Genomic DNA, 13,072 nt, shown 5'->3' with positions numbered 1-13,072 from the left:
CGCCTGGCCGCTGCCGTCGGCGCCCGCACGGTGGCGCTGTTCGGCCCGAGCCCGGCCGCCCGCTACGGCATCGCGGCGTCCCGGCAAGGCGGCGATCCGGGCGGGATGGACCTGCAGGGACTGCCAGACTGCCCGGTCCGACGACCGCTGTCCATCACCGAACAGGACTGCTGGTGGACGGCGCGATGCCCGCTCTCGGCCAACGGTCCGGCCTGCATGAGGGACCTCACGACCGCCGTCGTGGGCGAGGCGGTTTCGGCCCGAACGCCGGGTCGGGCATCGGCCCGGACGGTAGATCTTCGGCCCCCGCCACCGGGAAGAAGAACCCGATCATCCAGTCCCTGCCATCCTCCCTGTTACCCAGAGTAGTAGTTTTCTCCGCGCTCCTCGGGGCAGCCCTCGTCTCGTGGCTGAACAGATCCGCGCCGTCGACGGCGCTTCCCCCCTGAGCGCGGACACGCACGCGGCCGCCGGGCGCCGGACCCTGCCGAAAGCGGTGCTGTTCGACCGGGACGGGACGTTGTGCATCGACATCCCCTACAACGGCGATCCCGGACGGGTCGTCCCCGTATCGACGGCGGCGGCGGCCCTGCGGCGCCTGCGGCGGGCCGGCATCCCGACCGCCGTGGTGTCCAACCAGAGCGGCGTCGGGCGCGGTCTGCTCGCCCTCGACGACGTCCATGCCGTCAACCGGCGGCTCGACGATCTGCTGGGCGGTCTGCTGGGCGGTCTGGGGCCGGTGTTCGTGTGCCCCCATGCGCCGGACGCGGGCTGTCCGTGCCGCAAGCCTGCCCCGGCGCTGCTCCTCGCCGCGGCCGCCGCACTCGGCGTGGCGCCGCGGAACTGCGCGTTCATCGACGATATCGGCGCGGACATGGCCGCCGCCGCGGCGGCCGGCGCCCGGGGCGTGCTGGTGCCGACGCCGGTCACCCGCGCGGACGAGGTCGCCGCCGATCTGCTCGGCGCCGTCGACCTCCTCCTCGAAGCGGCGGGAACGGGGGGACCGGCGGGAACGGCAGGGGGAACGGGAGGAGCGGCGGGGGCGGTGCGGCGATGACCGCCCGGGTGCTCGTCGCGCGCCTCGACAGCGACGGCGACGTCCTGCTGTCCGGTCCAGCGATCCTCGCGGTGGCCGCGACCGCGGCGCACGTGACCCTGCTCGTAGGCCCCCGCGGGCGGACGGCTGCCGAGCTGCTGCCCGGAGTGGACGAGGTTGTCGTCTGGCACTGCCCCTGGATCGACGCGAGCCCGCCACCGGTGCGCCGCGACGACGTCGACGGCCTCGTCGACCGGCTGGCCGCCGGTCGCCTCGACGACGCGCTGATCCTCACCTCGTTCCACCAGAATCCGCTGCCGCTGGCCCTGCTGCTGCGGATGGCCGGCGTCGGGCGGATCGCCGCCGTGAGCGAGGACTACCCCGGCACGCTGCTCGACGTCCGCCACCACCTGCCCGAGACAGGGCTACACGAGGTCACCAGAGCCCTGTCGACCGCGGCGGCGCTCGGCTACCGGCTACCGGCTACCGGACGAGGACGACGGGCTGCTCGCGGTCCGCCGGCCGCTGCCGGACCCGACCCCCCTGATCGGCCCGGAGCCGTACGTCGTCCTGCATCCGGGCGCCTCGGTGGCCGCCCGACGCTGGAACCCGCCGCGGTTCACGGTGGTGGTGCGCCGGCTGGCTGGCCGGGGACACCGGGTCGTCGTGACCGGTGGACCCGACGAGGTGGGGCTCACCGCCACCGCGGCCGGCCGCCTGCCCGGCGTGCATGACCTCGGCGGGCGCACGGACTTGGCGGGCCTCGCCGGCGTCCTGGAGCGGGCCGGCGCGGTGGTCGTCGGCAACACCGGCCCCGCGCATCTCGCCGCCGCGGTCGGCACCCCGATCGTCTCCCTGTTCGCCCCGACGGTGCCGGCCGAACGGTGGCGGCCCTACACCTCCCGGCACGTCCTGCTCGGCGACCAGGCGATCGGCTGCGCCGGATGCCGGGCCCGGGACTGCCCGGTGCCCGGCCATCCCTGTCTGAACACCGTCGAACCCGACGAGGTCGTCGACGCCTTGGAGACGGTTCTCGCCTTCCCCGTCGTCACCGTTCCCCCCGCCCGGCAGGAGGTCCTGGAGGCCCCTTGATGAAGGTCCCGACGAAGGTCTCGATGGTTTCCGAGCATGCCAGCCCGCTCGCGACACTCGGCGGTGTCGACGCGGGCGGGCAGAACATCCACGTCGCCTCGCTGGCCGATGCCCTGGCCCGCCGGCAGGTCGACGTCATCGTGCACACCCGCCGGGACGACCCCGACCTGCCGCGCCGCGTCAGGCGCGGGGAAGGCGTCCAGGTGGACCATGTGCGTGCCGGTCCCGCCAGATTCGTTCCTAAAGACGAACTTCTCCCCTACATGGACGACTTCGCCGCCGACCTGCACGAGCAGTGGCGACGGTGCCGTCCCGACGTCGTCCACGCGCACTTCTGGATGTCCGGGCTCGCCGCGCTGCGGGCCGCCCGGCCGCTGGGCATCCCGGTGGTGCTCACGATGCACGCCCTGGGCGTGGTGAAACGCCGCCACCAGGGCCGCAAGGACACCTCGCCACCGGAACGCGTCGCCATCGAACAGCGGCTCGTCGGCGACGTCGACCAGCTCCTCGCCACCTGCACGGACGAGGTGTTCGAGCTGGTCCGGCTGGGGACGCCGCGCGGGCGGGTCAGCGTGGTGCCCTGCGGGGTGGACCTGTCCCGGTTCACCCCGCACGGATGGGCCCGGCCGCGGCACGGCGACCGCGTCCGGCTGCTGTTCGTCGGTCGTCTGGTGGAACGCAAAGGGGTCGGCAACGTCATCAGCACGCTGCCCCATCTGCCGGCGGCCGACCTCGTCGTCGCGGGTGGTCCCGATCCGGCGCACCTCGACACCGACCCGGAGGTGGACCGGCTGCGTCGACTGTCGGTCGAGCTGGGCGTCGCCGACCGGACGAGCTTCATCGGGCGCGTCGACCACGACGAACTGCCCGCCCTCTACCGCTCCGCCGATGTCGTCACCTGCGTGCCCTGGTACGAACCGTTCGGCATCGTCCCACTGGAGGCGATGGCCTGCGGCGTGCCCGTTGTCGCCTCGGCCGTCGGCGGTCTCGTCGACACGGTCGTGGACGGCAAGACCGGCCTGCACGTGCCACCACGGTCCCCGGAACGGATCGTTGAGGCCCTTGCCGAGCTGATGGGCGACCCTGCGTGGCGGCGGGAACTCGGCGAGCAGGGCCCCCGGCGCGCCCGCGCCCTGTTTTCCTGGGACCGGGTGGCCACGCTGACCCTGGGCAGCTACCAGCGGTTGACCCGCCACGGCACGTCCCGCTTCGGCCGTCCCTATCTCCCGGCGGGGGTCTGACCCATGGACCGACCGGCACCGGCACCGACACCGGCACCGACACCGGGACCGACACCGGGACTGACACCGGGACTGACACCGGGACCGGCGGCATGCCGGCCGATGCCGTCCGGGCGCGGCCACGTCGCCGCGTTGCAGCTGGCGCTGGACGGACTCGACGTCGACCGGCTCGCCGCCTGGGGGACCCGGCTGGCCGAGGTCCTGGCCGCGGGCGGCCGGCTGCTCGCCGCCGGCAACGGCGGATCCGCCGCCGAGGCCCAGCATCTGACCGCGGAGCTGGTCGGCCGGTTCCGCGACGACCGGGCCCCGATGTCGGCCATCCCGCTGCACGCTGACACCTCCTCGCTGACCGCGATCGGCAACGACTTCGGCTACGACGACGTGTTCGCCCGCCAGGTGCGCGCCCACGGCCGGCCCGGCGACGTCCTGATGCTGCTGTCCACCTCGGGCCGCAGCGCCAATCTGCTGCACGCGGCCCGGGAGCTGGGCCTGACAACGTGGGCGCTGGTCGGCCGGGCCGACAGCCCACTGGCGGCCGCCTGCGACGAGATCGTGGCGACCGGGCGCGCAGGCGAGAGCGAACCGCGCGAGAACGAACCGCGCGAAAGCGAACCGTCGAGCGCGACCGTGCAGGAGACCCACCTGGTCGCCGTGCACGTTCTCTGCGCGGCCTGTGACGTCGCGCTGGGCGTCGCGCCGACCCGGGAGACCCTGCCGCGATCCGCCGCCTCGTCCGCGTCCACACCGCAATGCGCTGCCCCACCGGAATGCGCTGCCCCACCGTCCCCGCGGCGGCCGCTGGTCGTCGTCGGAGACACGCTGCTGGACCGCGACCTCGTCGGCCGGGTCGAACGGCTGGCCCCCGATGCGCCGGTGCCCGTGCTCGACCAGACCGACGACCTGGCCCGGCCGGGCGGCGCGGGCCTCGCCGCCCTGCTCGCCGCCCGCGACGGTCACGACGTCGTCCTCGTCACCGCCCTGGCTGACGACGAGGGCGGGCGACGCCTCGCCGCGTTGCTCGCCGACGCCGGCGTCACCGTCGTCGACCTCGGGCTCGACGGCCCGACACCGCAGAAAATCCGGATGCGGACCGGCACCAGCACCCTGCTGCGTCTCGATCGCGGGACCGGTGACAATCGCGGGACCGGTGGCGCGGTGCGCGACACGCTTCCCGAGGCGGGCCGGCGGGCGCTCGCCGCGGCCCGGGCGATCCTCGTCGCCGACTACGGTCGCGGGCTCACGCGGCATCGCCGGGTCACCGCGGCGCTCGCCGGCCGGGCGCGGCGGGTTCCACTCGTCTGGGATCCGCACCCGCGGGGTGACGTGCCCCCGCGCGGCGCCACGCTCGTCACGCCGAACCTGGCCGAGGCGCGGTGGTTCACCCGCAACGCCACGGTGCGCCGGGACCCCATCGCCGAGGCTACGGACCGCGGCCGCCGGCTCGTGGCCCACTGGGGTGCCGCCGGCGTCGCGATCACCCTCGGCGAACGCGATGCCCTGCTGGTCGGCGCCTCGGACACGCCCCCGCTGATCGCACCGGCGACGCCGGTCGCCGCGGATCCCTGCGGCGCCGGCGACCGCTTCGCCGCGACCGCCACGGCGCTGCTGGGCGCGGGTGCGCTGCCGTCGGAAACCGTCGTCGCCGCGACCCGCGCCGCCAGCGACTTCCTCGCCGCCGGCGGGGTCTCGACGCTCGCCCGGAAAGACGGAGGCGGGGACGAAGGCGGGACTCGCGACGGAGATGGAGGCCGGGGCGGAGACGCGGGCCGGGGCGGGAACGGAGCCAGGGGCGGGGGCGGTCACGATCTGACGACCGCCCTCGACGCGACGACCGCCCTCGACGTGGTGCACCGTACCCGAGCCCGCGGCGGCGTGGTCGTGACCACCGGCGGATGCTTCGACCTGCTGCACGCCGGCCACGTCTCCGTCCTCGCCGCCGCCCGCCGGCTCGGCGACTGTCTCGTCGTCTGCCTGAACAGCGATGCCTCGGTCCGGCGGCTCAAGGGCCCGGACCGGCCGCTGATGAGCCAGGCCGACCGGGCCGCCGTGCTGCTGGGTCTGGGCAGCGCGGACGCCGTGGCGGTGTTCGACGACGACACCCCCGCCCGGCTGCTCGGGGAGCTACGCCCGGACGTGTTCGCGAAGGGCGGTGACTACGCGGTCGCCGACCTGCCGGAGGCCGCCGTCGTCGCGTCCTGGCAGGGGCAGGCAGTCGTCCTGCCCTATCTCGAAGGCCGTTCCACCACAAAGATGATCAGAGAGGCGGTACGCCGTGGCGGCACCTGCCGGCGGCGCGCATCGTCCTGGCGGCGCCGCGCTGGCTCGAACCGCTGGCACTGCTGTCCGGCGCGGTCAACGGCGTACTCGACACGGCGCCGCTGGGACCGGTACCACCCGACCGACCCGACCGACCCGACCTGCTCGAGCGACCCGACCTGCTCGACCGGCCCGGCCTGGCCGTCAACCTGCACGGCCGCGGACCGGAGTCCACCGCGACCCTGCGCGCCGCGGACCCCCGCCGACTGTGGGCCTTCGACCTGCCCGCAGGCCCCCGCTGGGACGAGCCCGGTCCCGATGAAGCGCCCGCGGGCGCCGAGGAGCAGGCCGAGGAGCACGAGGTGGTCCGCTGGTGCCGGATGCTCGCCGCCTACGGGGTGCCCTGCGACCCGAGGGACCTGGCTCTGGACCGACCCGCCCCATCCCACCGGCCAAGCCAACTAAGCCGGCTCGACCGACCCGACCAGACCCCCGGACCCGACCAGTCCGACCAGGCTGCCCCGCTCATCGGCGTCACGCTGGTCCATCCGGGCGGGGCCGCCCCTGCCCGCCGCTGGCCGGTCGACCGGTGGGTGAGCGTGGCCCGGGGCCTGGCCGGGCGTGGTCACCGGGTGGTCGTGACCGGCAGCCGCCCGGAGGCCGCCCTCGCCACCGAGGTGGCCCGTCGCGCGGGGCTCCCCGCCGCTGCCGTCCTCGCCGGCGACACCGACCTGCTCGGGCTGTGTGCCCTCGTCGCCGACGCCCGGCTCGTCGTGGCCACCGACACCGGGGTGGGACACCTGGCCACGGCCTACGGCATCCCGTCGGTGCTGCTGTTCGGGCCGGTCTCACCGGCCGCGTGGGGGCCCCCGCCGGACCGCCCGCGCCATCGTGCCCTGTGGGCGGGCCGTCGCGGCGATCCATTCTCCGCAGCCCCCGATCCGGGCCTGCTCACCCTCACCCCGGCCGATGTGCTCGACGCCGTCGACTCAGTACGGAGGTTCTGCGGGTCCGGGGGTCTCGGCGCGGGGTTTGGACCGCGGCCGAGGGGTCAATCCTCGCTGCATGACTACCGCCATCGAAGCGCAGAAGTATCTCAAGGGAATCGACTATCCGGCCGATCGCGCGACAATCATGAAAAAGGCGAAGGAGAACGGGGCGGACGAGTCCATCATCCAGGCCCTCGAACACATACCGGACCGTCAGTACAACGGGCCGAACGCCGTCTCGAAGGAACTCGGCGGCCAGTCCTGACGTCCGCCCCGGCACATCAGATGGCACATCGGGTCCCCATCCCCGGATCCTGTGGCCAGGACCCTACGGCCAGGCGGCCGCGATCGACACGACCCGTCGGCATGGCATGGCACGACCTGCCGGGCCGGCCGCCGGGCCATTCGCTCAACCCGCACCCATGATTGCCTCCGCGATGAGGAACGCGGCGACAAGCGGGACGACGACGCCGACAGCGATCAGAGTGATGGCCATCGGGGTCCGATTGGGCGGGCCCGGTCCGGCGTTGGGCTGATCGCCGCTGACCGCCCCAGCCATGGAGTCCTCGCCGGGCGGCGTCTCCCCTGGGGGCACCCCGCCACCGGATTCAAGACCGGTGGCGACCGCGGGGTCGGGATCGATGGACGAGCGGGCGGATCCCGGCGGCGCCGGGCCCGGACCGCCCGCCGGACCACCCGACCGGAGATGGCCGGAACGGGGTCGGGCGGCATGGGCCGGTCCGGGCTGCGGGTGGCGGGAACGGGGATCGGTGGGCGCCATGACAACGGCATGCCCCACCCGCACCCTCCTACCCCACCCGATTCGCTGTCCACCGGCCCACCCCGCCTTGCCCCGCCCTGCCCCACTCCGCCCGGGATCCGATGGTGGGAGGCGACCTGCCGGCGGGTGGTGGTGGTCCGAGGCCGGATATTCCGTGGCTTTCCGCTCGCTGAGGGGCAACGGCTCAGCGCACGCCGCGCGGGCGGAACTGAACACTGATCCGCGGCCCCACCGGCCGCGCCGTCTTGGGCACGGCATGGTCCCACGTGCGCTGGCAGCTGCCTCCCATCACGAGCAGGTCGCCGTGACCCAGGTCGTGCCGGATCGTCGGACCGCCCCCGCCCCGAGGCCGCAGCAGCAACGCCCGCGGAGCACCTAAGACGGCGATCGCGACCATGGTATCGCGGACACCACCCGGCCCGACGCGATCGCCATGCCAGGCCACACTGTCACGCCCGTCGCGATACAGGCACAGCCCGGCGGTGGCGAAGCCCTCGCCCAGCTCGGCCGCATAGTGCTCGTCGAGGACCCGCTTCGCCGCGTCGAGCGCCGGGTCGGGCAGCGACGCACGCTCGTCGTAGAAGGCGAGCAGCCGGGGAATGTCGACGACCCTGTCGTACATCGTCCGTTGCTCCGCCCGCCAGGGGACACGATCGCGCAGCCGCTCGAAGAGCACGTCGGCTCCAACGATCCAGCGGGGCCGCACATCGACCCACGCGCCCCGCGCTAGCCCGACTCGCTGGACGGACGTCCCGAGTGGACCGACCTCGACCGCCGGGGCGTCATCGAGCAACGAGGCCTGGAACGCCGCGATCTCCATGCTTCGACATTATCAAACACACGTTCGAAGACGGGTCTGCGACAGGCCTGCCGACCCGACCGCCGTCACAGGTTGACAGGCGAATAATCGGAGCAGGAATAGACGAGGAATAGACGAAGGTAGCCGGCGGGGTCCCCTCGAATCGCATCGTTCCGATGTACGTCGCCCCCGTCAGCGACTTCCGCGAGGTCTTCAGCTCCACGACAGGCCTACGGATCCCGCCTTCCGACCGAAGGCACGACGTAGCCGGCACCCGGAGATCCGCCGCTCCCGCGGCGGCGAACAACACGACCGTCCGACCGGCTCCGACGCGCACCTCCAGCACATTCACGAAGTAGTTGTCGTCATAAACGCTCACCGCCACCGACGGCATCGTCACCGTGCCGAGGAGCGCAGGCGAGTAGTCCGCCTGGCACGAGTAGCGGAAACGGTAGCTTCCCGGCAGCGCGAGCGAGAACGTCAGTGTTCCGGAATACCGTCCGGAGGAGCTCACCGGCACCTCGGCCTGGACGGGAAACAGCCGGAACTCGCGAGAACCCGACGAGACCAGCACGCAGGATGTCCGCGGATCCCGCAGGTCGCTACGGCCGGTCGCGTCGAATCCGACCCGCAGCAGGAAGCCGTCCTGCCGGCTTCTGGTGAGAGTTGCGTAATAGTCGGCGCTGTACTGCGACACCCCGGGCGCGGCGGCGGAGAAGGAGGGCACGACGGTGAGCTCCTGGGACAGTCGGGGGAAGCCGGCTGCGGTGGCCGAGCTCGTTCGCGCCCCGGTCCCCGCACTGGTCCCGGCCCCGCTCCCCGCACCGCTCGCGGCCGCGGACGGCGATACCTTCGGGACGCCGTCTTCCGGTCCGGTCGCGGCCACCGTCGAGGACGCGGTGCCGGTCAGGGACCCGTCGCCCGGATGGGTGCCGACACCACCGCGGGCGAGGAACACCCCGGCCAGGATCGCGAGGACGGCTGTCAACGTCCCGGCCACGAGCCACACCCGTCCCGAGAGGCGGCCAGGCGCCCCGGGCGTCCCAGGCATCCCGGAGTCGGGCCACCGCGAACCGCCTGCCTCCGGCTCGCCGACGGGCGGCAGCAGGGCCGTTGCCGGTCGCGAGACCGTAGGTACCCGCGGCAACAGCGGTGTCGGTGCCTGTGGCAACAGCGGTGTCGGTGCCTGTGGCAACAGCGGTGTCGGTGCCTGTGCCGGCGGTGGTGCCGGTGGCAGCGGTGGTGCCGATGGCGATACCGGTGCTGGCACCTGTGGCGGTACCAGCACCGGTGATGCCGGTCCCCGGCCGCGAGGGAGGCGAGGGCGCGCGCGGCAGCCGCGGCATCCAGCCGGACTGCCGGGTCCTTCTCGAGCATCGCCTCCAGCACCGGCTGGAGCCGACCGGCGAGCACGGTCGGGCGCGGCGGTTCGAACAGGATCGCGCTGAGCAGCCCGGCGGTCGTGTCGGCCTGGAACGGTAACCTCCCCTCCACCATCTGGTAGAGGGTGACTCCCAGGGAGAACACGTCACTACGTCCGTCCGCGGGCTGACCGCCGAGCCGTTCGGGAGCGACATAGGCGATGGTGCCGACCACTCCGGCTGCGGTCATCCGACTGTCGTCGTTGTGCGCGGCGATACCGAAGTCGGTGACGAGTGCCCGGCCATTCTCCGCCAGCAGGATGTTGCCCGGTTTGATGTCGCGATGAACGACGCCCTTCACGTGGGCGAAGGCGAGGGCATCGGCGACCGCGGCTCCGATCGACGCCGTCTCATCCGGCCGTAGCCCGCCCGATCCCCGCAGCCGGTCCGCTACCGACCGAGCCGGGATGATGAGGTCCATGACGATCCACGGCAGCCCGCCGTCCTCGACCACGTCATGGACGCTGACGATCCCGGGATGACCCCGAAGGCGGGCGGCGTTCATCCCTTCCCGCCGTGCGCGGGCGATCCGTTCGGTCCACTCCCCCGGCGTCGAGTCGACGGGGATCGAGACTTCCTTGAGCGCGACGTCGACCCGCAGCATCTGGTCGGTCGCCCGCCAGACGGCCCCCATCCCGCCAGCCCCGAGGCGATCCTGGAGTCGGTAACGGCCGGCGACGACCAGTCCCGCATGGCCTACCACGGTCCTCCCCGATCTTCCCCGCCCGTGCCCGTTCATGCCGTCCGTGCCCGTTCATCGGGCAACTTCTCTGGACGGCTACTTTAGTGAGGGTTCCGTGGATGTCTCCCCGCCGGCCCGGTCGGCCCGGTCGGCCTGATCCCGACTTACCAGGCCGCCGATCGCGCACTCGTCGTGGGACCGCCGAATTCAGGGGAGGAAGTAACGGTCCAGGGGCCACCGACCGTACCCAGGTCCCCCGAACCCAGGTCCCCCGAACTCAGGTTCGGCCGGCTCGGGTCCCCGTACCCAGGTTCCCCGAGCTCAGGTTCGGCGCCGGGGGGTGCGGGACGTTGCGTGCGCCGAGCATCTCGGCGGCGATCTCGCGGACCTCGGCCATGCTCGGGACGGCGCGCCCCGCGTCGGTCAGCTCCCGCTGCACGGAGGTCATCTCCACCTCGGGCATGCCGCAGGGCGTTGCCCAGGCCCATGGCCGCATGTCGCAGTCGACGTTGAGCGCGAATCCGTGGCTGGTCACCTTGCGCGTGCACCGCAGGCCGATGGACGCGATCTTCCGGTTGGTCCGGCGGGTCCAGACGCCCGTGAGCTCGACGGACCCGGGCGGGGTGTCCCGCCGCTCGGCCGGAATGCCGAGCGCCTCGACCGTATCCACCAACCGGGCCTCCAACAGCCGCAGGAACGGCACCACCGCGTTCATTGCGCCGATATGACACATCACGTAGCCCACCAGCTGGCCGGGGGCGTGGTACGTCAGCAGCCCACCCCGGTTGGTCTCGTGAACCGGGATGCCCAGCCCCGCGAGCGGGCGGTGCTCGGGCGGGGTCCGCTTGCCGACGGTGTAGACCGGCGGATGCGACAGGAACCACAGCGTGTCCAGCCGCACGCCGTCGATCCGTTCCCGCACCATCACCCGCATCCGCGCCATGGCAACCTCGTAGTCGACGAGATCCTCGTCGAGGCGCAGCAGGGTCTCAGGCCAGGTCACCGGGACCGGGCCGCCGTCCACGGCGTCCACGGCGTCCACCCCGTCGACGACATCCACTCGGTCGATAGCATTCACGGGGTTCACGGCATTCACCTCTCCACCGTATGCCCGGTCCACCGTGTGCCCGGGTTCCGGCGGTCCGGGCCGGGATGATCCCGCGCGGTCGGCGTACCGTAGCGCACAGGGAGCAGCAATGACGTACGACATTGTCGCCGACCTCGTCGTGGTGGCCCACCTGCTCGGGATCGCGTTCATCATCTTCGGTGGGCTGCTGGTCCGGCGGCGGCGCTGGCTGCTCTGGCTGCATGTGCCCGCCATCATCTGGGGCGTAACAATCATCACGATCGGGTTCACCTGTCCGCTGACCCCGTTGGAGAAGTATCTGCGACGGCTTGATGGTCAACCGGCCTACCAGGGCGGTTTCATCGATCATTACCTTGCGGGCGTCCTCTACCCGGACGATCTCACCTGGCTCGTCCGCTCGCTGGCCGCGCTGATCGTGGTCGTTGCCTACGTGCGCGTCTGCCTGGACCTGCACCGACGACGGTCCCGACCGACGGTGGGCACCGGACCGGATCCGGCATCATCCGACCCCGGCCAGCGATGACCGTGATGACCGGCGGTGGGGTAGGCCGAGGCCGGCTACGACGTCACAGCGCTACGACGCCACAGCGCTACGACGCCGCCACCGGCACACCCCGAATACCCCAACGGGCACACCACCTACGCCGGCGCCGCCCAGCGGGTGCTGGACCGGGTGTCTCAACCGGCGGTGAGCCAGTGGGACACGGCGTCGCCCGTCACGACTCGCACGGTCAGAATTACCGCGGCAACCGCGAGAAGCGGAACGACAACCCAGTGTTCGATCCTGCCGTCCGTCCGGGGAACCAGGACTGTCTCCATCCGCCAGGTGACCGGCCAGAGAAGAGGGCAGCCGCGCGGGGTCAGGCAGTCCCCGGCCAGGTGGGCGAGACAGCCCAGGGTGACCGCGTAGCCGGCGAAGCTCATGTCGATGCCGTGCATGAGAAAGACAGCGACCCCGGCGGTCACGCAGTCCATGACGGACGACCAGTGCTCGTGCTTCTCGAAGTCCAGGCCGAGCCCACGTAGCCCGAAGCCCACGAGGACGAACAGCGCGGCCCAGCATCCGTACTCGAAACGGGCGGCCAGCAGGCCCATGACCACACCCATGCCGAGCGCGAAGAGGATCGAGTGGGTGGCGTGCCGGTGGCCACCGGCGGCCCTGCTGATCCACCTGCACATAACCCGGGTGACCGGCCCGAAGGTGTTGGCGATCCGACCGTTGGGATGGTCGATGTCGGGCAGAAGCGCCGCGCCCGCGGACACCACCGCGCCGGCGATCACCTGGGACGAGGACAAGGACACCGCGTGCGAGCCCAACCACTGCTCCCGGGACAGCAGGGGTGCGGCGGCCAGCCAGACCACCGCCCCGCTCAGGGCGTGGGTCCGCCCCATCATGGCAGCTCAACCTGAATGATCAGCACCGTCAGACTGTATCCAGCCGATCCAGCCGCCGCGCGCCGAGCGACGTTCGGCTGTCCCATGGCAAGCAGGCCCCGCGTGTGGTCATCGATCCAGCTCGTCAGACCGGTCGTCCGCGAGTTTGATGTTCCGGTCAGCTCGCAGGCGCGGGTGCTGACGCGAAGAGCAGCGCTACGCGGTCTCCAACAGGCTCGAAGCCAAGCTGCTGATACACGCCGTTGCTGGTCGGATTAGCCAGATCGGTGAACAGCAGGACCTCGTGCGCTGTG

12 protein-coding genes and 2 pseudogenes are annotated in these 13,072 nt (G+C 72.5%); 8 read left to right on the top strand and 6 right to left on the bottom strand.

Going from position 1 to position 13,072, the window contains the following annotated elements:
* The 7 genes and pseudogenes from AC08OT_RS13790 to AC08OT_RS13760 all read left to right on the top strand — a co-directional run.
* Window positions 1-369: pseudogene (locus tag AC08OT_RS13790) on the top strand (hypothetical protein); the annotation flags it as partial.
* 37 nt (window positions 370-406) lie between these two features.
* The gene (locus AC08OT_RS13785; protein ID WP_476602885.1) at window positions 407-1,057 is read left to right on the top strand and encodes an HAD-IIIA family hydrolase; all 651 of its coding nucleotides are present in this window, start codon (window positions 407-409) and stop codon (window positions 1,055-1,057) included.
* A gap of 567 nt (window positions 1,058-1,624) precedes the next feature.
* On the top strand, window positions 1,625-2,128 hold the full coding sequence (locus AC08OT_RS13780; protein WP_476594628.1) for a glycosyltransferase family 9 protein: 504 nt from the start codon (window positions 1,625-1,627) through the stop codon (window positions 2,126-2,128).
* Entirely contained in the window at window positions 2,128-3,369 is a 1,242-nt protein-coding gene (locus AC08OT_RS13775) for a glycosyltransferase (RefSeq protein ID WP_476594627.1), read from the top strand. Before AC08OT_RS13780 ends, AC08OT_RS13775 begins: the two co-directional genes overlap by 1 nt.
* 102 nt (window positions 3,370-3,471) lie before the next feature.
* The gene (locus tag AC08OT_RS13770) at window positions 3,472-6,090 is read left to right on the top strand and encodes a PfkB family carbohydrate kinase (protein WP_476602884.1); all 2,619 of its coding nucleotides are present in this window, start codon (window positions 3,472-3,474) and stop codon (window positions 6,088-6,090) included.
* Window positions 6,006-6,437: pseudogene (locus tag AC08OT_RS13765) on the top strand (glycosyltransferase family 9 protein); the annotation flags it as partial. The gene AC08OT_RS13770 and the pseudogene AC08OT_RS13765, both read left to right, overlap by 85 nt.
* A gap of 253 nt (window positions 6,438-6,690) precedes the next feature.
* Window positions 6,691-6,879 (top strand): DUF2795 domain-containing protein, encoded by a 189-nt coding sequence (locus AC08OT_RS13760; RefSeq protein ID WP_476602883.1) that lies wholly within the window; start codon window positions 6,691-6,693, stop codon window positions 6,877-6,879.
* 144 nt (window positions 6,880-7,023) lie between these two features.
* Here the strand turns inward: AC08OT_RS13760 and AC08OT_RS13755 are convergent, their stop codons facing one another.
* The 5 genes from AC08OT_RS13755 to lipB all read right to left on the bottom strand — a co-directional run bounded on the left by AC08OT_RS13755 (window position 7,024) and on the right by lipB (window position 11,384).
* The gene (locus AC08OT_RS13755; RefSeq protein WP_462187616.1) at window positions 7,024-7,413 is read right to left on the bottom strand and encodes a DUF6480 family protein; all 390 of its coding nucleotides are present in this window, start codon (window positions 7,411-7,413) and stop codon (window positions 7,024-7,026) included.
* A gap of 166 nt (window positions 7,414-7,579) precedes the next feature.
* Window positions 7,580-8,215: an alpha-ketoglutarate-dependent dioxygenase AlkB gene (locus AC08OT_RS13750; protein WP_476594456.1), complete on the bottom strand. Its 636-nt coding sequence runs from the start codon at window positions 8,213-8,215 to the stop codon at window positions 7,580-7,582.
* Window positions 8,178-9,182, bottom strand: a complete 1,005-nt coding sequence (locus tag AC08OT_RS13745) for a hypothetical protein (protein WP_476602882.1) — start codon at window positions 9,180-9,182, stop codon at window positions 8,178-8,180. Before AC08OT_RS13745 ends, AC08OT_RS13750 begins: the two co-directional genes overlap by 38 nt.
* Window positions 9,179-10,318 (bottom strand): serine/threonine-protein kinase, encoded by a 1,140-nt coding sequence (locus AC08OT_RS13740; RefSeq protein WP_476602881.1) that lies wholly within the window; start codon window positions 10,316-10,318, stop codon window positions 9,179-9,181. Before AC08OT_RS13740 ends, AC08OT_RS13745 begins: the two co-directional genes overlap by 4 nt.
* 256 nt (window positions 10,319-10,574) lie before the next feature.
* Complete coding sequence (gene lipB, locus AC08OT_RS13735; protein WP_476602880.1) at window positions 10,575-11,384, bottom strand: lipoyl(octanoyl) transferase LipB; 810 nt, start codon at window positions 11,382-11,384, stop codon at window positions 10,575-10,577.
* 109 nt (window positions 11,385-11,493) lie between these two features.
* Between lipB and AC08OT_RS13730 the strand changes: the two genes are divergently transcribed.
* Entirely contained in the window at window positions 11,494-11,907 is a 414-nt protein-coding gene (locus tag AC08OT_RS13730) for a DUF2784 domain-containing protein (RefSeq protein WP_476594460.1), read from the top strand.
* Window positions 11,908-12,062: 155 nt separating this feature from the next.
* Here AC08OT_RS13730 and AC08OT_RS13725 read toward each other — a convergent pair whose 3' ends face one another.
* Window positions 12,063-12,776, bottom strand: coding sequence for a metal-dependent hydrolase (locus AC08OT_RS13725; protein WP_476594461.1), 714 nt, complete (start codon window positions 12,774-12,776; stop codon window positions 12,063-12,065).
* Window positions 12,777-13,072: the final 296 nt, after the last annotated feature.

The sequence above is a fragment of the Frankia sp. CgJB1 genome (genome assembly GCF_977947065.1).
The sequence above is the reverse complement of the archived record's forward strand: the minus strand, read 5'-3'. Positions and strand labels throughout refer to the sequence as shown.

Excerpts from the sequence above, each read along its gene's own strand:
- AC08OT_RS13775 (WP_476594627.1), top strand. The coding sequence starts at position 2,128 with ATGAAGGTCCCGACGAAGGTCTCGATGGTTTCCGAGCATGCCAGCCCG.
- AC08OT_RS13730 (WP_476594460.1), top strand. The coding sequence starts at position 11,494 with ATGACGTACGACATTGTCGCCGACCTCGTCGTGGTGGCCCACCTGCTC.
- AC08OT_RS13725 (WP_476594461.1), bottom strand. The coding sequence starts at position 12,776 with ATGGGGCGGACCCACGCCCTGAGCGGGGCGGTGGTCTGGCTGGCCGCC.
- AC08OT_RS13750 (WP_476594456.1), bottom strand. The coding sequence starts at position 8,215 with ATGGAGATCGCGGCGTTCCAGGCCTCGTTGCTCGATGACGCCCCGGCG.
- AC08OT_RS13770 (WP_476602884.1), top strand. The coding sequence starts at position 3,472 with ATGCCGTCCGGGCGCGGCCACGTCGCCGCGTTGCAGCTGGCGCTGGAC.
- AC08OT_RS13760 (WP_476602883.1), top strand. The coding sequence starts at position 6,691 with ATGACTACCGCCATCGAAGCGCAGAAGTATCTCAAGGGAATCGACTAT.